The organism is Kitasatospora sp. NPDC033851 (assembly GCF_055576085.1).
The window spans coordinates 101,684-118,571 of record NZ_JBVIRL010000024.1 but is presented as its reverse complement, the minus strand read 5'-3'; the positions used below and the strand labels follow the sequence as shown (position 1 = coordinate 118,571).

General features: G+C 73.1%; 12 protein-coding genes. 7 read left to right on the top strand and 5 right to left on the bottom strand.

Translation table 11 applies throughout. The features are described from left to right. On the bottom strand, window positions 1–4,367 hold a 4,367-nt coding region (locus tag ACZ51D_RS33925), incomplete at its 3' end, for an amino acid adenylation domain-containing protein (RefSeq protein ID WP_465664405.1). Window positions 4,368–4,950: 583 nt separating this feature from the next. Between ACZ51D_RS33925 and ACZ51D_RS33920 the strand changes: the two genes are divergently transcribed. After that, window positions 4,951–5,580: an ATP-binding cassette domain-containing protein gene (locus tag ACZ51D_RS33920; RefSeq protein ID WP_465664404.1), complete on the top strand. Its 630-nt coding sequence runs from the start codon at window positions 4,951–4,953 to the stop codon at window positions 5,578–5,580. On the opposite strand, the gene ACZ51D_RS33915 is transcribed toward ACZ51D_RS33920, so the two are convergent. Together ACZ51D_RS33915 and ACZ51D_RS33910 are read right to left on the bottom strand one after the other, a co-directional pair. After that, entirely contained in the window at window positions 5,543–6,301 is a 759-nt protein-coding gene (locus tag ACZ51D_RS33915; RefSeq protein ID WP_360493042.1) for a thioesterase II family protein, read from the bottom strand. The two genes, ACZ51D_RS33920 and ACZ51D_RS33915, sit on opposite strands and share 38 nt — an antisense overlap. A gap of 76 nt (window positions 6,302–6,377) precedes the next feature. Further along, window positions 6,378–7,655, bottom strand: coding sequence for an MFS transporter (locus tag ACZ51D_RS33910; protein WP_465664403.1), 1,278 nt, complete (start codon window positions 7,653–7,655; stop codon window positions 6,378–6,380). A 306-nt stretch (window positions 7,656–7,961) separates the two neighbouring features. Between ACZ51D_RS33910 and ACZ51D_RS33905 the strand changes: the two genes are divergently transcribed. Then, the gene (locus ACZ51D_RS33905) at window positions 7,962–8,168 is read left to right on the top strand and encodes a hypothetical protein (RefSeq protein WP_350516285.1); all 207 of its coding nucleotides are present in this window, start codon (window positions 7,962–7,964) and stop codon (window positions 8,166–8,168) included. A gap of 52 nt (window positions 8,169–8,220) precedes the next feature. Next, complete coding sequence (locus ACZ51D_RS33900) at window positions 8,221–8,661, top strand: hypothetical protein (protein ID WP_465664402.1); 441 nt, start codon at window positions 8,221–8,223, stop codon at window positions 8,659–8,661. 144 nt (window positions 8,662–8,805) lie between these two features. Here ACZ51D_RS33900 and ACZ51D_RS33895 read toward each other — a convergent pair whose 3' ends face one another. After that, complete coding sequence (locus tag ACZ51D_RS33895) at window positions 8,806–9,468, bottom strand: response regulator transcription factor (protein WP_360493050.1); 663 nt, start codon at window positions 9,466–9,468, stop codon at window positions 8,806–8,808. Then, the gene (locus tag ACZ51D_RS33890; protein ID WP_465664408.1) at window positions 9,456–10,595 is read right to left on the bottom strand and encodes a sensor histidine kinase; all 1,140 of its coding nucleotides are present in this window, start codon (window positions 10,593–10,595) and stop codon (window positions 9,456–9,458) included. Before ACZ51D_RS33890 ends, ACZ51D_RS33895 begins: the two co-directional genes overlap by 13 nt. Before the next feature lie 373 nt (window positions 10,596–10,968). Between ACZ51D_RS33890 and ACZ51D_RS33885 the strand changes: the two genes are divergently transcribed. The 4 genes from ACZ51D_RS33885 (at window position 10,969) to ACZ51D_RS33870 (ending at window position 16,535) form a co-directional block, all read left to right on the top strand. Then, on the top strand, window positions 10,969–11,778 hold the full coding sequence (locus tag ACZ51D_RS33885) for an ABC transporter ATP-binding protein (protein WP_465664407.1): 810 nt from the start codon (window positions 10,969–10,971) through the stop codon (window positions 11,776–11,778). 2 nt (window positions 11,779–11,780) lie between these two features. Beyond that, entirely contained in the window at window positions 11,781–14,543 is a 2,763-nt protein-coding gene (locus ACZ51D_RS33880) for an FtsX-like permease family protein (protein ID WP_465664401.1), read from the top strand. Between the two features lie 64 nt (window positions 14,544–14,607). Beyond that, window positions 14,608–15,021 (top strand): hypothetical protein, encoded by a 414-nt coding sequence (locus ACZ51D_RS33875; protein WP_465624023.1) that lies wholly within the window; start codon window positions 14,608–14,610, stop codon window positions 15,019–15,021. Window positions 15,022–15,149: 128 nt separating this feature from the next. After that, window positions 15,150–16,535 (top strand): serine hydrolase domain-containing protein, encoded by a 1,386-nt coding sequence (locus tag ACZ51D_RS33870; protein WP_465664400.1) that lies wholly within the window; start codon window positions 15,150–15,152, stop codon window positions 16,533–16,535. Window positions 16,536–16,888: the final 353 nt, after the last annotated feature.

Here is a 16,888-nt window from a genome sequence, read left to right as displayed (position 1 = left end):
ACCGCGTCACCCGTGCGGTAGAGCCGGCCGCCCACACCGAACGGGTCCGCGACGAACCGCTCCGCCGTCAGCCCCGGCCGACCCACGTAGCCCTGGGCGACACCGCCGCCGGCCACGTACAACTCACCCACCACACCCGGCGGCACCGGCCGCAGCCAGCCGTCCAGCACATACACCCGGGTGTCGGCGATCGGCCGGCCGACCGGCACCGTGTCGCCGTCGAGGTGGGCCGGGGTGATCCGGCAGACCGCGGCGAAGGTGGTGGTCTCGGTGGGCCCGTAGCCGTTCAGCAGGGTGAGCGAGGGGAAGCGCTCCAGCACGGCCCGGCAGTGCCGCGGCGACAGCGCGTCGCCGCCCGCGAGCAGCCGGCGCACCCCGCCGAGCGCCTCGATGCCGGAGTCGACGACCTCGTGGAACAGGCCGGCGGTGAGCCAGAGCGTCGTCACCCCGTACTCGGCCACGAAGGCGCCCAGCTCGCGGGTGTCCAGCACCCCGGGCGCGGGGATGGCCAGGGTGGCACCGTTCAGCAGCGCGCCCCATATCTCGAAGGTGGCCGCGTCGAAGGAGACCGAGGCCAGCTGCGCGACCACGTCCTCGCCGCCGAGTTCGAGGTAGCCGTTGTCCCGGACGACCCGCTCGACGCCGCGGTGCGTGGCCTCGACGCCCTTGGGGCGGCCGGTGGAACCGGAGGTGTAGACGACGTACGCGGCACTGCCCGGGGTGATCGTCACCTGCGGGCGGTCGGTCGGGCGGGCGTCGACGGCCGCGCGGTCGCGGTCGAGCAGGACCACCGCCGGTCCCTCCGGGGTCCAGCGGGCGGCGGAGTCCCGGTCGGTGAGCAGCAGCGTGAGGCCGGCGTCCTCGGCCATGAAATCGAGCCTGCCCAGCGGGTAGGCCGGGTCGAGCGGCACGTACGCGGCGCCGGCCTTGACCACGGCGAGCAGGGCGACGATCAGGTCGGTGCCGCGCTCCAGGTGGATGCCGACCCGGTCGCCGGGCTCGACGCCGAGGGCGATCAGGTGGTGGGCGAGCCGGTTGGTGCGCTCGTCCAGTGCGGCGTAGTCCAGGCGGACGCCCTCGGCGCGCACGGCGGCGGCCCGGGGGGTGCGGGCCGCCTGGGCGGCGAACAGGTCGGGCAGGGTGGCCTCGGTGACGCTGCGCGCGGTGTCATTCCAGGTGTGCAGGAGGCGCTCGGTCTCGGCGTCGGTGAGCAGCGGCGCCTCGGCCATCGGGTGCTGCGGGCGGGCGGCGAGGCCGGCGAGGAGCACGCCGAGCTGGTCGGCGAGGCGTACGGCGGTGGGCTCGTCAAAGAGGTCGGTGCTGTACTCCAGCGAGCCGGTGAGGCCGCCGTCGGGGTTCTGCCAGAACTCCAGGGTGATGTCGAACAGGGCGGCTTCGCGGGGCAGGACGGTCTCGGTGACGGTGAGCCCGGGCAGGTCGGGCAGCCGGGCCGGGGCGTTCTGCAGGACCAGCATGGCCTGGACGAGCGGGGGGCGGCTGGGGTCGCGTTCGACGACCACGGCGTCCACGACGCGGTCGAAGGGCACGTCGTCGTTGGCCAGTGCGTCCAGGACGTCGGTGCGGGTGCGGTCGACGAAGTCGGCGAAGCTGAGCGTCTCGTCGACGTCCGCGCGCAGCACCAGGGTGTTGACGAAGAAGCCGACCAGTTCGGCGAGTTCGAAGCGGTCGCGACCGGCGTCGACGGTGCCGATGGCGATGTCGCGGCGGCCCGACCAGCGGGAGAGCAGCAGTTGGGTGCCGGCGGCGAGGGTGGTGAACAGGGTGGTGCCGTGGTCCCGGCCGAGGACGGTCAGGCGTTCGACAGTGCTCGGTACGAGGGTGAACAGGTGGCGGGCGCCGGCGGAGCTGCGCAGGGCCGGGCGGGGCCGGTCGGTGGGCAGTTCCAGGGCGGTGACGCCGTCGAGCTTCCGCTGCCAGTAGGCGAGTTGGCCGGCGAGGCGGGGGTTGTCCGCCTGGCTCTGCTGCCAGTGGGCGACGTCGGCGTGCTGGAGGGCGAGGGGTGCGAGCCCGGCCTGGCGGATCAGTGTCTCGGCGGTGGTGTCCGGGTCGGTGGTGGTCAGTGCCGCACGGTAGAGCAGACCGAGGTCGTGAGCGATGACGTCCATCGACCAGGCGTCGGCGACGATGTGGTGCGCGGTGAGGACCAGCAGGTGGTCCTGGGGTGCGGTGCGCACCAGCAGTGCCCGCAGGGGGCGTCCGGAGCGCAGGTCGAAGGGGGCGGACACCTCGGCCCGCAGCAGTTCCTGGACGGCGGCGTCCCGGGCGGGGCCGGTGAGCCCGGCCGGTTCGGCCACCGGCAGTGGCAGGGCGGCGGGTTCGCCGATCACCTGGGCGGGGGCGCCGTCGACGTCGGTGAAGGCGGTGCGCAGCGGCTCGTGGCGGGCGACGAGGGCGGCCAGGGCGCGCTGCAGCGCGGGGTGGTCGAGGTGGCCGGTGAGGTGCAGTCCGGTGGCGCAGTTGTAGGCGGAGCCGCCGGGTTCGTACTGGTCGAGGAACCAGAGCCGGCGCTGTGCCGGGGAGAGTCCCAGTGGCCGGCCGCGCTCCAGGGCGGGGATCGGTTCGGCGGCGGTCTGGGCGGGGCGCTGTTCCAGGTGCTCCAGGCGGGCGGCGTACCGGGCCAGGGTGGAGTGGTCGAACAGGTCGGCGGGGGCGGGGCGGTGGCCGAGGCGGCGTTCCACCTGGAAGGCCATCCGCAGGCCGGCGATGGAGTCGCCGCCGCGGGCGAAGAAGTCGTCGTCGGCGCCGATCCGCTCGACGCCGAGGATCTCGGTCCAGATCTCGGCGAGGTGGCGCTCCAGTTCGGTGCGCGGCGGCGTGTGTGCGGGTTCGGCGATGCGGCTGGGTGCGGGCAGGGCGGTGCGGTCGACCTTGCCGTTGGGGGTGAGGGGGAGGCTGTCCAGGAAGCCGAAGGCGGTGGGCACCATGTGGGCGGGGAGTCGCCCGGCGAGGTGGTCACGCAGTTCGGTGGCGGAGGGGACGGCCTCGGGCAGGCGGGGGACGACATGGGCGACGAGGCGGCGCGGTTCGGGGCCCTGGGCGACGACGACGCACTGGAGCACGCCCTCGTACTCGCTGAGGGCAGCCTCGATCTCGCCGAGTTCGACGCGCAGTCCGCGAATCTTCACCTGGTGGTCGTGGCGGCCGACGAACTCGTACCGCTCGCCGCCGAGTCGGCGTACCCGGTCGCCGGTGCGGTACATCCGGGTGCCGTCGTCGGCGTTGGGGTCGGCGACGAAGCGCTCGGCGGTGAGCGAGGCCCGGTTGACGTAGCCGCGGGCCAGTGCGTCGCCGGCGATGCACAGTTCGCCGACGCCGCCCTCGGGCACGGGGCGCAGGCTGTCGTCGAGCACCATGACCCGGACGCCGGGCACGGCACGGCCGATGCCGGGAACCTCGCCGAGCTCGGGGGGCAGGGGGCCGTTGACGGTGGTGGTGACGGTGGCCTCGGTGGGGCCGTAGGCGTTGAACATGCGCCGGTTGCGGGCCCAGCGGGCCACCAGGTCGGGCGGGCAGGGCTCGCCGCCAGTGGCGAGGCCGCGCAGGTCGGGCAGTTCCACCGGGGGGATGGTGGCGAGCACCGACGGCGGGATCATCGCGTGGGTGACGGAGGTGGTGGACAGGAGTTCGGCGATCCCCTCGCCGACGGTCTGGGTGTCGGCGGCGGGCAGGATCAGGGTGGCCCCGGCGTACCAGGTCTGGACGAGGTCGGCGATGGCGACGTCGAAGTTGGGCGAGACCAGCTGGAGGACGCGGCTGTCCTGGCCGATGGCGAGGGCGTCGGCGTGGGCGGCGCCGAGGGCCTCGACGCCGCGGTGGGTGACGGCCACGCCCTTGGGGGTGCCGGTGGAGCCCGAGGTGTAGATGACGTACGCGGTGTTGTCCAGCAGCACCGGCACGTCGGGGGCGGTGTCCGGGCCGTCCTGGTCGGGCTGGTCGATCCGCAGGGTCCGGGCGGTGGCGCCGAAGGCGTGTTCGCCGGCGTCCCCGGTGAGGATGAGGTTGATGTCGGAGTCGGAGACCATGAAGGCGAGGCGCTCGGCCGGGTACTTGGGGTCGAGCGGGACGTAGGCGCCGCCGGCCTTGAGGACGGCGAGCAGTCCGGTGATCAGGTGCGGGCCGCGTTCGACGAAGACGCCGACCCTGCTCTCGGGCCGCACTCCCTCGGCCACCAGTCGGCGGGCCAGCAGGTTGGCCCGCCGGTCGACCTCACCGTAGGAGAGGCTGACGCCGGCCTGCTCCACCGCGGGGTGGCCGGGCCGGCGGGCGGCCTGTGCTTCGAACAGCCCGTGGAGCGTGGTGCCGGCGATGGCCGACCGATTGAACGACGAGTACATGCCAGACTTCATGCCGGTATCCCAAATCGCTGAGGAATTGTTCGTGGACGCCTGTGACCGTCGAGCGCACGGCGCGTCATCAGCCTCGGCCGGAGCGTGTTTCCGCCGATGCGGCCCGATGTTCTTCCCCGGGTTCGATCCGAAGTCCCCCGGGGCCGACGGCGTATCGGAACGCGTCGGTCCGGCCCGCCACCCCGACTGCACAGCGATGCCTCGGGAAACATTCTTCACCGCCGGAATTCGCTCGAACAGGAGTTTTAGACCTGCCGCAAACTCCCACTCCGGAGGCGGTACCAAGGGGGGTCAGCCACCACTCCACGTGGGTATCTGCCGCACCCCACCCCCGGGGGAGTGTCAGCTGAACCCGAATCCATCCTGCAGACGGCATAGTGCGTCGCCACCATGTCTCGGTATGGTGCGGACCATCGATCGAACAGGGTGGGAAGTCGCACACCCACAGGCAGCCACAGGGGCGTCAATGCGGCGATATCGAACCGTTCCACCGCCGGCCCGGCCCGGCGAGGTGGTGGCCTCGCTCAACGCGGTTTCCGTCGCACTCCCCAGTGCCGGTGAGCCGCTTTTCGCACTGAAAAACGTGAACCTCGGAATCCGCTCCGGTTGCTTTCTGGCCGTGATGGGCCCGACGGGCGCTGGAAAGACCACGCTGCTGCGCTGCCTGGCCGGACTGGTCCCGCCGACCTCCGGTTCGACGTGGTGGGCCCCCGGACCGGACCCGGACGAACCGGTCCCCGCCGAACTGCTCCCGGACGAACCGCAACCGGACCACCCGGCCGCCTCGGTGGCCGAGGCCGTCCGGTCGGCGGGCCCGGCCGGCCGGGCCGACCTGGACCTGGTCCACCGGGCGACCCTGCTGGAGCGCAGTCTGGAGCGGCCGGTCCGGGAGCTGTCCGCCTCCGGCCGCCGGCGCCTGGCCGTCGCCCACGCACTGGCCCGGGCCCCGCGACTGCTGCTGGCCGACGAGCCCGGCCCGGACCCCAGCCCCGCCGCCGAACGCGCCCGGGCCGCCGTCCTGCGGCGCGCCACCGCGCAGTTCGACGTCGCGGCAGTCATGGCCGTACGGGATCCGGTCGCCGCCTCGCTCGCCCGCGCGACGATCTTCCTCCACCGCGGGCAGGTCGTCGACGCGGTGGCCGGCGCCGCTCCGGCCGAACTCGCCGAGTGCCTGCTCAGGATCGCGCGGCAACCGTCCGCAGCCTGCGGTTGACCAGATCAAGCATCGCCGCCGGTTCGTTGAGGAAGAAGTGGTCGCCGGGCAGCTCCAGGGACTCGCTCGGGCCCGCGCAGTGCCGGGCCCACTCCTTCATGTCGGCGGGCCGCGCCTCCGCGTCGTCCACCCCGGCGAAGGTCGTCATCGGGACGGGCACAGTGACGCCCGGTTCGGTCAGGTACGTCTCGGTGAGCGCGAAATCGGCCCGCAACACCGGCAACAGCAGCGCGAGGATCTCCGGGTCGTTCAGCACCGCGGTCGGCATCCCGTTCATCTGCCGGATCTCCTCGGTCAGTTCGGCGTCCGGCAGCAGGTGCCGGCGCATCGCGGTGCGCTGCGGCACGCAGCCGCCCAGGAACAGCCAGGTCGGCGTCCGCGCCCCGCGCTCGGCCAGCAGCCGGGTCAGCGCGAAGGCGATCTGACCGCCCATGCTGTGCCCGAAGAAGGCGAACGGCTTGTCCGTCCACGGCTCCAGATGCTCGGCCAGCCGCACCACCAGGTCTGCCATCACGGTCGCCGGCGGCTCGCTGATCCGCTCCTCCCGGCCGGGCAGCAGCACCGGGCACACCTCGACGGACGGGTCCAGGAACTCGTGCCAGGACCGGAACACGCTGGTGCCGCCACCCGCGTACGGGAAGCAGAACAGCCGCACCCTGGCCGCCGGGCGCTGGGGCCGGGTGACCACCCAGCGCGGGCTACGGGACTTGGTGGTTTCCACAGGACTGCCTTTCCGGAGCTTTCCGAAGGGGACGCCGCCCGGGGTCTCCGGGGGGCAGGAGGCGGAGCGGACACGGTCAGGGCACGGGGTCGCCGATGTTCTCGGCGGGCTCGGCCGACCTGGTGGGTTCGGGGGCGGAACCGGCGGCGGGCACGGCGCTGCGGACATCCGGAAACGCCCGCAGCGTACGGCTGAGGCCGGCTCCCACCGCAGCAAGCAGCAGGAGGCCGACGAAGACCGCGACCGCCGTCCCGCGCCCGGCCGTGTCGGCGAGCACGCCGCCGAGCAGCGGGCCGGCCACCCCCGCGACGCCGCCGGTGAGCGCCATCGCCGCCCCGACCCGGCCCCGCAGGCCGTCCGGGGTGACGCTCATCTGGTACACCACCACGGTGGCGTGCACGGTCGGCGCGCAGAAGGCGATCGCCGCGAGCACGGCTCCGAAGAGGTACGCGCTGGTGCCGAGCACGAGCAGCGGGGTGACCGCGGCGCCGACCAGGCCGAGGCCGGCGATCGCGACCCGCGGCGCGATGAGCCGCTGCAGCACCGGCGCCACCACGGCGCCGAGCAGGCCCCCGACGCCCGTCATGGCCCCGATCACGCCGATCTCGTCGGCCGGCACCCCCGACCGCTTCGCGAGGGTCACCACCAGCAGGTAGAGCGCGTTGAACGCGATGCTCACCGCCACCGCCACCAGCAGGGCGCTGCGCAGCACCGGGCGCTCCCGGATGAAGCGCACGCCGACCTTGAGGTCCCCGGCCAGCGAGCCGCCCTGCCCGGCGGGAGCCGCAACGGCGGCCGGAAGCCGCAGGAACAGCAGCAGCACGAAGGAGGCGGCGAAGGTGACCGCGTTGACGGCGAACGGCAGCCACTGGCGCGCGGCCAGCAGCAGACCGCCGAGCCCCGGGCCGACCAGCGTCGCCAGGTAGCTGCGGGCCGCGTTGCGCGAGACCGCCTCCGGCAGCTGGCTCGGGTGGACGAGCTGGGGCAGCAACGCCTCCTCCGCCGGGGTGAACAGCGCCGCCGCCGCGCCGTCCACGGCGGCCACCAGGAACACCAGGCCCAGGCCCTCGTCCCCCCGCCACAGCGCCAGCACGAGCGCGGCGAGGACCGGGATGCGCACCAGCTCACAGGCAATCAGCACCCGCTTGCGGTTCCACCGGTCCACCAGCGCGCCGGCCGGGATCAGCACCAGCAGCCGGACCATCGCGTTCACGGTGCCGGCCGCGCCCGCGGTGACGGCGGATCCGGTCAGCGCGAGCACTACCAGCGGGATCGCGAACAGCGAGACCTGGCCACCGATTTCGGAGAGCAGCTGACTGACCAGCACCACGTTGTAGTTGCGGTTTCGCGCCAATGGTCTTGGAATCTGCGACTGTTCGACGTCCGGCACCCTGAGATCCCTCCGCCCGCCCTGTTCTGACCTGCGCATGCTGCCACCGGCCTGTCGCAACCGGGAGATCTTTAAGTGAGGACGGAACAACGCTGGTCGAACGTCCGATCGGATCGAGCCGGCGCCGCCTGGAACTCGAAAGAGTAGTGCAGGCAACACCCCCCTTCGGGTGTGCGGTGTACTTACCGGAACGCTCCGAGCGGACAGACTTGGAGACGTACAGCGGCGCGGTTGAGGCCGCGTCTCACAAGGGTTTCGAGGAGTCTTCTCATGGCCGGTTCTGCCGGAAAGCCCGGATCGGGCTGGGTCGTCCTTCCGCTGGTGCTGTTCTTCATCGGTGCCATGCTCACCTCCGTGGTCTCCCACGGCGTGACGGGCAGCACCCACACCACCGTCATGATCGGCGGGTTCGTCCTGGACGCGATCGCCCTGGTCTGGGGCGTCGCCCGCTGGCGCAAGGCGAGCAACGGTGAGTGACCCCTTGACCGTGACCCGGCCGTCCCATCCTGCGACCAGGAGCACCCCGACCATGACCACACCGTTCCCGGCCGACCCGGCCCGGCGGCCCGCCCGCGCCTACCAGCGGAGCCTGGGCCTGCGGGCGGTCGCCGCCACCATCGCGATCGGGGCCGTCTTCGGCCTCGCCTCCTGCAACTCGCCCCAGGAGGTGCTCGATCGGGCCGACATGTGCCTGAAGATCACCGACCTGGCGCTGTTCAACCCGCACCCCGTGGACGCCGACGCCGCGGTCAAGGATGTCAACGACCGCGCGGACAAGATCGACGAGCTGGTGAAGAAGGCCAAGGACGACAAGCTGAAGAAGGCCGCCAGCGACACCGCCAGCGAGCTGCGCAACACCAAGCTCAAGGACCGCGACCCCGGCAGCGTCTCCGTGTACGTCGCCGGCCAGAACAAGCGGCTTGAGTCGCTGCGCTCCACCTGCACCAGCGCCGGTGACATGGCGGGCTGACGCACCGCCACTCATGGACCGGAGGCCGTGGTGGGCGGGACCCCCGCCTGCTCACTCCGACCTCCCTCACCGGGTGTCCGGGGCCCCCCGCCCCAGGCACCCGGTGCTTTCCGTTTCCGGGCCCGCGACGAACGCCGGTTCCTGCTAGGCCTCCTGGACGTCGTGCCCGAGATAGGTCAGCACAGCCAGCACCCGGCGGTGCACACTGCCGCCCTCCGGCGGCAGGTTGAACTTGTCGAAGATGTTCCGGATGTGCTTGCTCACCGCCCGCTCGGTGATCACCAGTTGTTCCGAGATCGCGTTGTTGGCCTTGCCCTGCGCCATCAGCTCCAGCACTTCCTGCTCGCGCGGGCTCAGATTGCGCATCGGCCTGGCCGCGACCTGCCGGCTGAGCAGTTGGGTGACCACCTCCGGGTCGAGCACGGTACCGCCGCCGGCGACCGTCTCCACCGCCTCCAGGAACTGGTCCACCCGCCCCACCCGGTCCTTCAGCAGGTAGCCCACCCCCTTCGCCCCGTGCGCCAGTAGCTCGGCCGCGTACGTCTCCTCAACGTACTGGGAGAGCACCAGGACCGGCAGATCCGGCAGTTCGCGCCGGGCGGCGAGCGCCGCCCGCAGCCCCTCGTCCCGGAACGACGGCGGCAGCCGGACGTCGAGGACCGCCAGGTCGGGCCGGTGGTTGCGCAGCGCGGGCAGGATCTCCGGTCCCGCGCCGACCGACGCCTCCACCGAGTGGCCGTTGCTGCTGAGCAGCAGGACCATCCCCTCCCGTAGCAGGGCGTTGTCCTCCGCGATCACGATCCGCATGGCAGCTCCACTTTCAGCTCCGTAGGCCCTCCGACAGGGCTGGTGAGGGTCGCCGTACCGTCCAGCGCGGCCACCCGGCGGCGGATGCCGACCAGACCGGAGCCGCCGTGTTCGTCGGCACCCCCGCGTCCGTCGTCGGTGACCGTAATGGTCAGCTGTCCGCCGCTGCGCTGGAAGCGTACCGAGGACCTGGTCGCCCGGCTGTGCTTCCTGATGTTGGTCAGCCCCTCGGCGATCACGAAGTAGGCCGCCGCCTCCACGGACGCGGGCACCCGGTGGCCGTTCTCCACCGCGCTCACCTGCAGGTCCACCGGAATCGACGAGCCGGCCGCCAGTGCCCGGACGGCACCGGCTAGTCCACGGTCCGTCAGCACCGGCGGGTAGACCGTCCGTACGACGTGGCGCAGGTCGGCCAGGACCCGCTCGATGCCCTCCTGCGCCTCGTCCAGCCGCGCTTCGGTCGCCTCCGGGTCCTTCGACAACTGCTGTTTGGCCAGCCCGATCCGCAGCGACAGGGCGACCAACTGCGCCTGGACGCCGTCGTGGAGGTCCCGTTCGATGCGCCGCAGTTCGGCGCTGTGCGCCTCGACGGCTCCGGCCCGGCTCTCCGACAGCTCGGCCACCCGTTCTGCCAGCCGGGACGACTCGGACGGGCGCAACAGGTGTACCGTCCAGCCCGCCTGACGCTCGGCCAGGAACCTCTGCAGGTTGAGCACCAGCGGTTCGGCCCGCGACGGGACGCCTCGGCGCCGGGCCACCGCGTCGGCCATGCCCAGTCGTACGCCGTCCAGCGGCAGGCCGACCAGCCACAGCAGCAGGGTCAGCAGGCTGAGCAGCATCACGCTCAGGGTCTGCACCGGCAACCACAGGGCGTCGCGCCAGGTGCCGGGGTCGGTCATCGCCAGTCGGAACCGGTCCGAGAGCGAGCCGTCCAGCGGCAGGTACTGCTCCGGCACCGTGGTGCCCAGGAAGGCGCCCGCGCGTACCCGTTCGTGCCCCGCCAGGCTGCGCAGCGCCCGCACCACCTCCGGCCAGGCGGGGGCGCCGATCAGGAACACGGTGAAGAACAGCGAGGCCGGGACGACGAAGCAGCCGAAGAAGCAGACCACTGCCATCGGCAGGCCCATGTACAGGAAGGCGCTGGCGTCCCGGGCGTCGCGGATGGCCGCGCCGAGTCTCGACGTGTCCTCCTCGGTGTCCGGCTGGGGCTCGAACTCTGACACCGGTAGGGCCTCCTGGGATTGGCGTTGCACTGCGGCGACCGCCGCACCACGGGGTTGCGTCCCACCGTAACGAACCGGAAGCGCACCCTGCGGTGTCTCTGTCACCCCAGCACATGGGTGTGCTGGCTGAACCCCAAGACGGGTGGAAAGGTCATCGCGGCGCCCTCGGCTGAGATCCTAGGGTCGGTTGCGTGGACGCGGGTGACCCGCGGCCACGCCGGCCCACCGCAGTGTCGGCCGGCCGGCCAGGAAGCACGCCCGGGAGGGTTCACTGGTGATCAGGCAGCGCATCGGACGGACGGACGCGGCGGATTCAGCCGTCGAGCAGGAGCAGGGCCACCCGATCGGCCCGGTCGCCCTGACCATGCAGTCGGTGACCCGTCGCTACCTTCGGGGCGGCCAGCCGGTGAACGCCCTGGACGACGTAAGCCTGGAGATCCCCCAGGGGCGGTTCGTCGCCGTGATGGGCCGCTCCGGGTCCGGCAAGACGACCTTCCTGCAGTGCGCCGCCGGCCTGGACCGGCCGACGTCCGGCACCGTGCGGATCGGGACCACCGACCTCGGCTCGCTGAGCGAGGCGGCGCTGACCCGGCTGCGCCGGGACCGGATCGGCTTCGTGTTCCAGTCGCTCAACCTGGTGCCGTCGCTGACCGTGCGGGAGAACGTCACGCTGCCGCTGCTGCTGGGCGGCGAGCGACCGGACAGCCCGCAGGCCGTGGAGCGGGCGATGCGCGTCCTGGAGTCGGTCGGGCTGGCAGACCGCGCGGACGACTCCCCGCTGCACCTGTCCGGCGGCCAGCAGCAGCGGGTCGCCATCGCCCGCGCCCTGGTCACCGACCCGGCCGTGATCTTCGCCGACGAGCCGACCGGGGCACTCGACCCCTCCACCGCCAACGACGTCTTCACGCTGCTGCGCCGGGCCGTGGACGACACCGGGCACACCGTGGTGATGGTCACCCACGACCCGGTCGCCGCGAGCTGGTCCGACGAGGCGGTCTTCCTGGCGAAGGGACGGATCGTCACCACCATGGTCCGGCCGCAGACCGCCGACGTCGCCCAGGTCATGGCCGAGATCGGGGGCTGCTGACCATGTCCGCGACCCGCACCGTCCCCCGCGCCGCGGCCCGGGCCCTGCGGAGCCCGAACGGCCCGGGCCGCGGCGAGGGCCCGGCGACCGCCCGCACGGCGCACTTCCTGGCCGTCCGCGCGGTCCGGATGCACCTCAAGGCGTGGAGCGCGGTCTTCGCCGCGCTGCTGCTGACCTCCCTGCTGCTCGGCTCGTTCGCCCTCGCCACGCTGTCCGCCTTCGCCGGGCACGCCCGGGTCGAGCGCTACGCGGCGACCGTCGCGGTCGTCGGCGGCAATCAGACCACCACCTACGAGGCCACCCCGTTCGCCAGCAAGCCGAAGTCCGTCACGGCCGCGCTCACCGAGCGGGTGCGCGTCCCGGAATCTGCCGTCGCCCGGCTGGCCGCCGTCCCCGGCGTCGCGGCGGCGATCCCGGACAGCGCCGTCCCGATCACCCTGACCGCGGCCGACGGCACCACCGCCGTCCCGGGGCCGGACTCGGAGTCCGGGGTCTCCCCCGTCTACGCGCACGGCTGGAGCACCGCCGCGCTGGCGCCCTTCACGCTGCGCTCGGGCCACCAACCGAACGGGCCGCAGGAAGTGGTCCTGGACGGCGCCCTGGCCGCCCGTGCCGGGGCCAAGGTCGGCGACGAGGTCGGCCTCCAGTCGCCGGTCGGCCTGCCCGTGCACTACCGGGTGGCGGGCATCGCCGCACCCCGGGGCGGTGGCGACGGCACCGGCCTGGCCCACCAGGGCACGGTCTTCCTCAGTGACCAGAAGGCTCGCGACCTGGCGGGCCACCCCGGCCAGGTGGACGCGATCGGCGTCCTCGCGGAGGACGGCACAACCGTCCACACCCTCTACCCGGCGCTGCGCGCCGCCCTGGACGGCGGCACCGCGGCCCACGACGCCGTCGGCGAGCGGGCGCCGCAGGACTCCTCGGCCCTGCGGGTGCTGACCGGCAACGCCCGCGGGAACGCGGAGTTCCTCCAAGCCGCGCCCAGCCGGATCGGGCTGCTGATGCTGCTGGCCACGGTCTGCGTGGTGGTCACCATGATCGCCGTGTTGGTGGTCTCCAGCACCGTGGCGCAGGCCGTCCACCAGCGGGCCCGGGAGTTCGCGCTGCTCCGGGCCGTCGGGGCGACCCCCCGCCAGTTGCGGGTCACCGTGGGGCGCGAGACCGCGATGGTCGCCATCACCGCCGCCCTGCTGGGCGCGGCCGGCGCCGTCCCCGTCTACCTGGAACTCGTCGCCATGTTGGAGCAGCGCGGCGCGATCCCCGTCGGCCTCGACCTGTCCATGCCGCCGATGATGCTGGCCTCGGTGGTCCTCACCGGGGCACTGACCCTGCTGGTGGCCCGGGTCGCGGCCGCGCTCGCCTGCGGGCGGACGGCCAAGCTGAAGCCGGCCGCAGCGATGGGCGAAGCCCAGACCGAGCCCGAGCAGCCCGGCAAAGGACGCACGATCACCGGCGTCATCCTGCTCTTCGCCGGGGTCAGCGCGGCCGGCACGGCCTCGCTGCAGCGCGGCGAGACCGCCGCCGCGGCCGCCAGTTCGGCCGCGATGGCCCTGGTCATCGCGTGCGCGCTGCTCGGCCCGTGGATCGCCCGGCTCGCCATCCACCTGGTCGGTGGCACGGTGCGCCGCCTCGGTGGGGCCGGCGGCTACCTCGCCGACGCCGCCACCCGGGCGAACTCCCGGCGCCTGGGCGCGGCGATCACCCCGATCGTGCTGGTGGTGGCCTTCGTCGGGGTCCAGCTCTCGGCCGGCGCCACGCTGGACCGCGAGGGCGGCCGGCAGGCCGGCAGCTCCATGCGGGCCGACCTGTCGGTCACCGCCGGCGGCGCGGGCATCCCCGAGGAGGTGGTGCAGCGGCTCGCCCGGACGAACGGCGTGAGCGCGGCCACCGGCGTGCTGTACAGCACCATCGTGCTGGCACACCGCGAGGTCGGCGATCCCAAGCTCGACCGGTTCCCGGTGCTCGGCATCACCCCGCAGGCCCTGCCCGCCACCCTCGACCCCAAGGTGACCGCCGGTGACCTCGGCACGCTCGGCCGCGGCACGGTCGCGGTCGGCACCGAGCGCGCCCGCGATCTGAGCCTGTCCGTCGGCTCCACGGTGACGATCCGCTACGGCGACGGCGCGGCCGTGCCGCTGCGCGTGGTCGCGCTCTACGAACGGCAGCTGGCGCTCGGCGAGTTCCTCTTCGCCCACGACGAACTGGCCGCGCACACCGCCGCCCCGGCGAACGGGCGGGCGCTGCTGGCGGTCGACCCGGGCTCCGACCACCGGGCCGTGCGGGCCGCCGTGGAGCGGGAGTTGGCCGTTGCCGCGCCCGGTGCCACGGTGACCGACCAGCCGTCCCCCGAGCACCTGCGCGAGGAGGACCGCGGCGTCGGCCAGGTGATCACCACGGTCGCGGTGTCCGCGATCGGCAGCTTCACCGTGATCGCGGTGCTGAGCACCCTGGCCCTGATCGTCACCGGACGGCGGCCGGAACTCGCCCTTCTGCGACTGGTCGGCGCCGGCCGGCGGCAGGTCCGTGGCATGCTCCAGGTGGAGGCGTTGATCGTCATGACGGTCGGCCTGGTGATCGGCGCCCTGGCGGCGCTCATTCCCCTGGCCGCCTTCAGTTGGTCACTTGCCGGTTCACTGCCCTATCTGCCGGGAATGCAGGTGGCGTTGATCGTGTCGACCGTCGTGGTCACCACGCTGGCCGGCTACCTGCTGCCGGGCCGGTCCTTCCGGCGCAGGCGGCATCCGGCCGAACTCCGGCGCGTGTGACACCGTTCCGGCAGCAGGGCAGGCAGTAGTTGTAGGCAGAGAAAGAAACGAGGAACTCCACCCGATGCGTCGCGTCGCCGTAGCAAGTCTGCTGGCCCTGGCCGGAGCGGCCGCGCTGGTCCTCAGCGCCTTCCAGCCCTGGTACGAGAAGAGCGATCCTCGGTCGGTGCCGATCGCAGACCTCTTCCAGGGCTTCTCCCCCGACCGCACCGCCACGACCGGCACGTCCATGATGATCCCGCTGGCCGCCGGCGCGGCGATCGCGGCCCTCGCCCTGCTGGTGCGCTCTCGGCTGGTGATGCTCCTGGCCGGGCTGCTCGCCCTGGCCACCTGCGTGCTGTGGACGGTCCAGAAGTCCCTCGAGGTGGCGCCGGTCTCCTTCGACATCACCGACCTGCACACCGGCCTGTGGAACGCCTACGGCGGTGTCCTGCTGCTGCTGATCGCCGTGGCGGTGCTGCCCCCCAGGCGCGCCTGACCGCGCGGCCGCCCGCGTCAGCCGGCCCTCCGGCGTGGGTGTTTCAGCCACGGCTTAACCATCTGCCGTAGCCGTGCCCGGCCTTGAAGACTCTCCCCTGAGCAGTGTTCGACGGGAAGGGACCTGAGGTGGACGGCACATCGGCGGCACCATCGAGAGCAGCGCTCGTCACCGCGCTGGATCGGTTCGGCCGACTGGCCCGGGACTGCGCGGTGGTGGGCGCCCAGCTCGCGGTGCACGCACACGGTTCGCTGCACACCCGGGAGTTCGGCCGCGAGGTCGACGGCGGCACTGAGGTCCACTCCGGTTCGGCCTTCGCGTACGGGTCCACCTCCAAGACCTTCGCCGCCGTCTGCGCGCTCCAGCTGGTCTCCGACGGCCTGCTGACCCTGGATGACCCGATCCGCCGCTGGGTGGGCGGCGCCGACCCGGCCCTGGACGCGACCCTACGGCAACTGCTCAGCCACACCGCCGGCCTGCCGTCCGACCACGAGTCGCACGATGCGGGCGGCGATCCGCCGGCCCGCCGCCTACGGGCCCTGCTCGCCGCCGTGCCGCCCCCGGCCCGGACCGCCTGGCCCGCCCCGGGCACGTTCTCCTACTCCAACGTCGGCTACCACCTGCTCTCCCAGCTGGTGGCCGATGCCACCGGCCTGAGCTGGCCGGAGACCCTCGACACCTACCTGCTCAGCCCCCTCGACACCCGGGCCGGCTTCCTTCCGGGCCCGCGCCCGCGCACCGCCCCGGCCCTGACCGTCCACGGCCACCACATCCAGCCCCCGGCCGCCGGCCACGAGACCCGCACCGTCTCAGCCATCGCGTGCACCACGGACTCCGACTCGCTCGCGGCCGGCGGCCTGGCCGGCACCGCGACCGACCTGGTCGCACTGGCCCGGCTGGCCCTCGGGAACGGGCCGGACCTCTGCGACCCGCAGGTCCTGCAGGAGATGACCACCCCGGTCGACGGCGCCGAACCGTTCGGCCTCGCCGACGGCTGGGGCCTGGGCCTCGGCCGCTTCGGTACGCCCGGCACCGCCTGGTGGGGCCACGACGGCACCCACGACGGCACCACCTGCCACCTGCGTCTGGACTCCACGTCCGGCACCGTGGTCGCGCTTACCACCAACTCCACCACCGGCCGGCAGCTGTGGGACGCCGTTCTGCGCGAACTCGCCGACGCGGGCCTGCCCGTCGGCGTCCACCGCCCCCAACTCCCGCCCGAGGCCCCGGTCGAGGACTTCACCCCCTGCCTCGGCGAGTACCGCAACGGGGAACTCGCCATCACCGCGCGCCTGGACTCCGGCACCCTCACCCTCACCCTCCCGGGCGGCGCCACGTACCCCGTCACCCCGCGCGCGGACCTCACCTTTTCCGCCCTGCCCCCAGGTCACAGCACCCCCTTCGTCGGCCGCTTCCTGCGCAGCCCCCACAACCCCACAGCCCTGCAGTACAACGGTCGCGCCCTCACCCGCACCACCCCGCCGCGTGAACGGGCCGGCGCGGGCCGGGACTGACCGCGCTGAAGGCATCGAGCGCGAAACCACCGCCCTCGCGGCCGGGACAGGGGTGCCGCGTTGGAAATCGCATCGCAGGCTGAGTCATCTCACCCGACCGCACCGCAGGTCGCTCAACAGATCCCACGAGCGCAGGGCATGACGGACGGCCGCCGACTGTGCGGGTCCCGATACGTCATCCGCGCAGGTCGCGGCCTTGATCGTCGATGTTCGGATCCGCTCGGCGCTTCCCCGGCATCTTCACCTGGACAGGGCACCAGCGGCATCATGATCTGTCGTGCTGCTGCGTCTGGCCTGCCTCGCCGAGACCAACACCTTCGCGCTGCTGCGGCTCCTGCCGATGAGCGACAGAG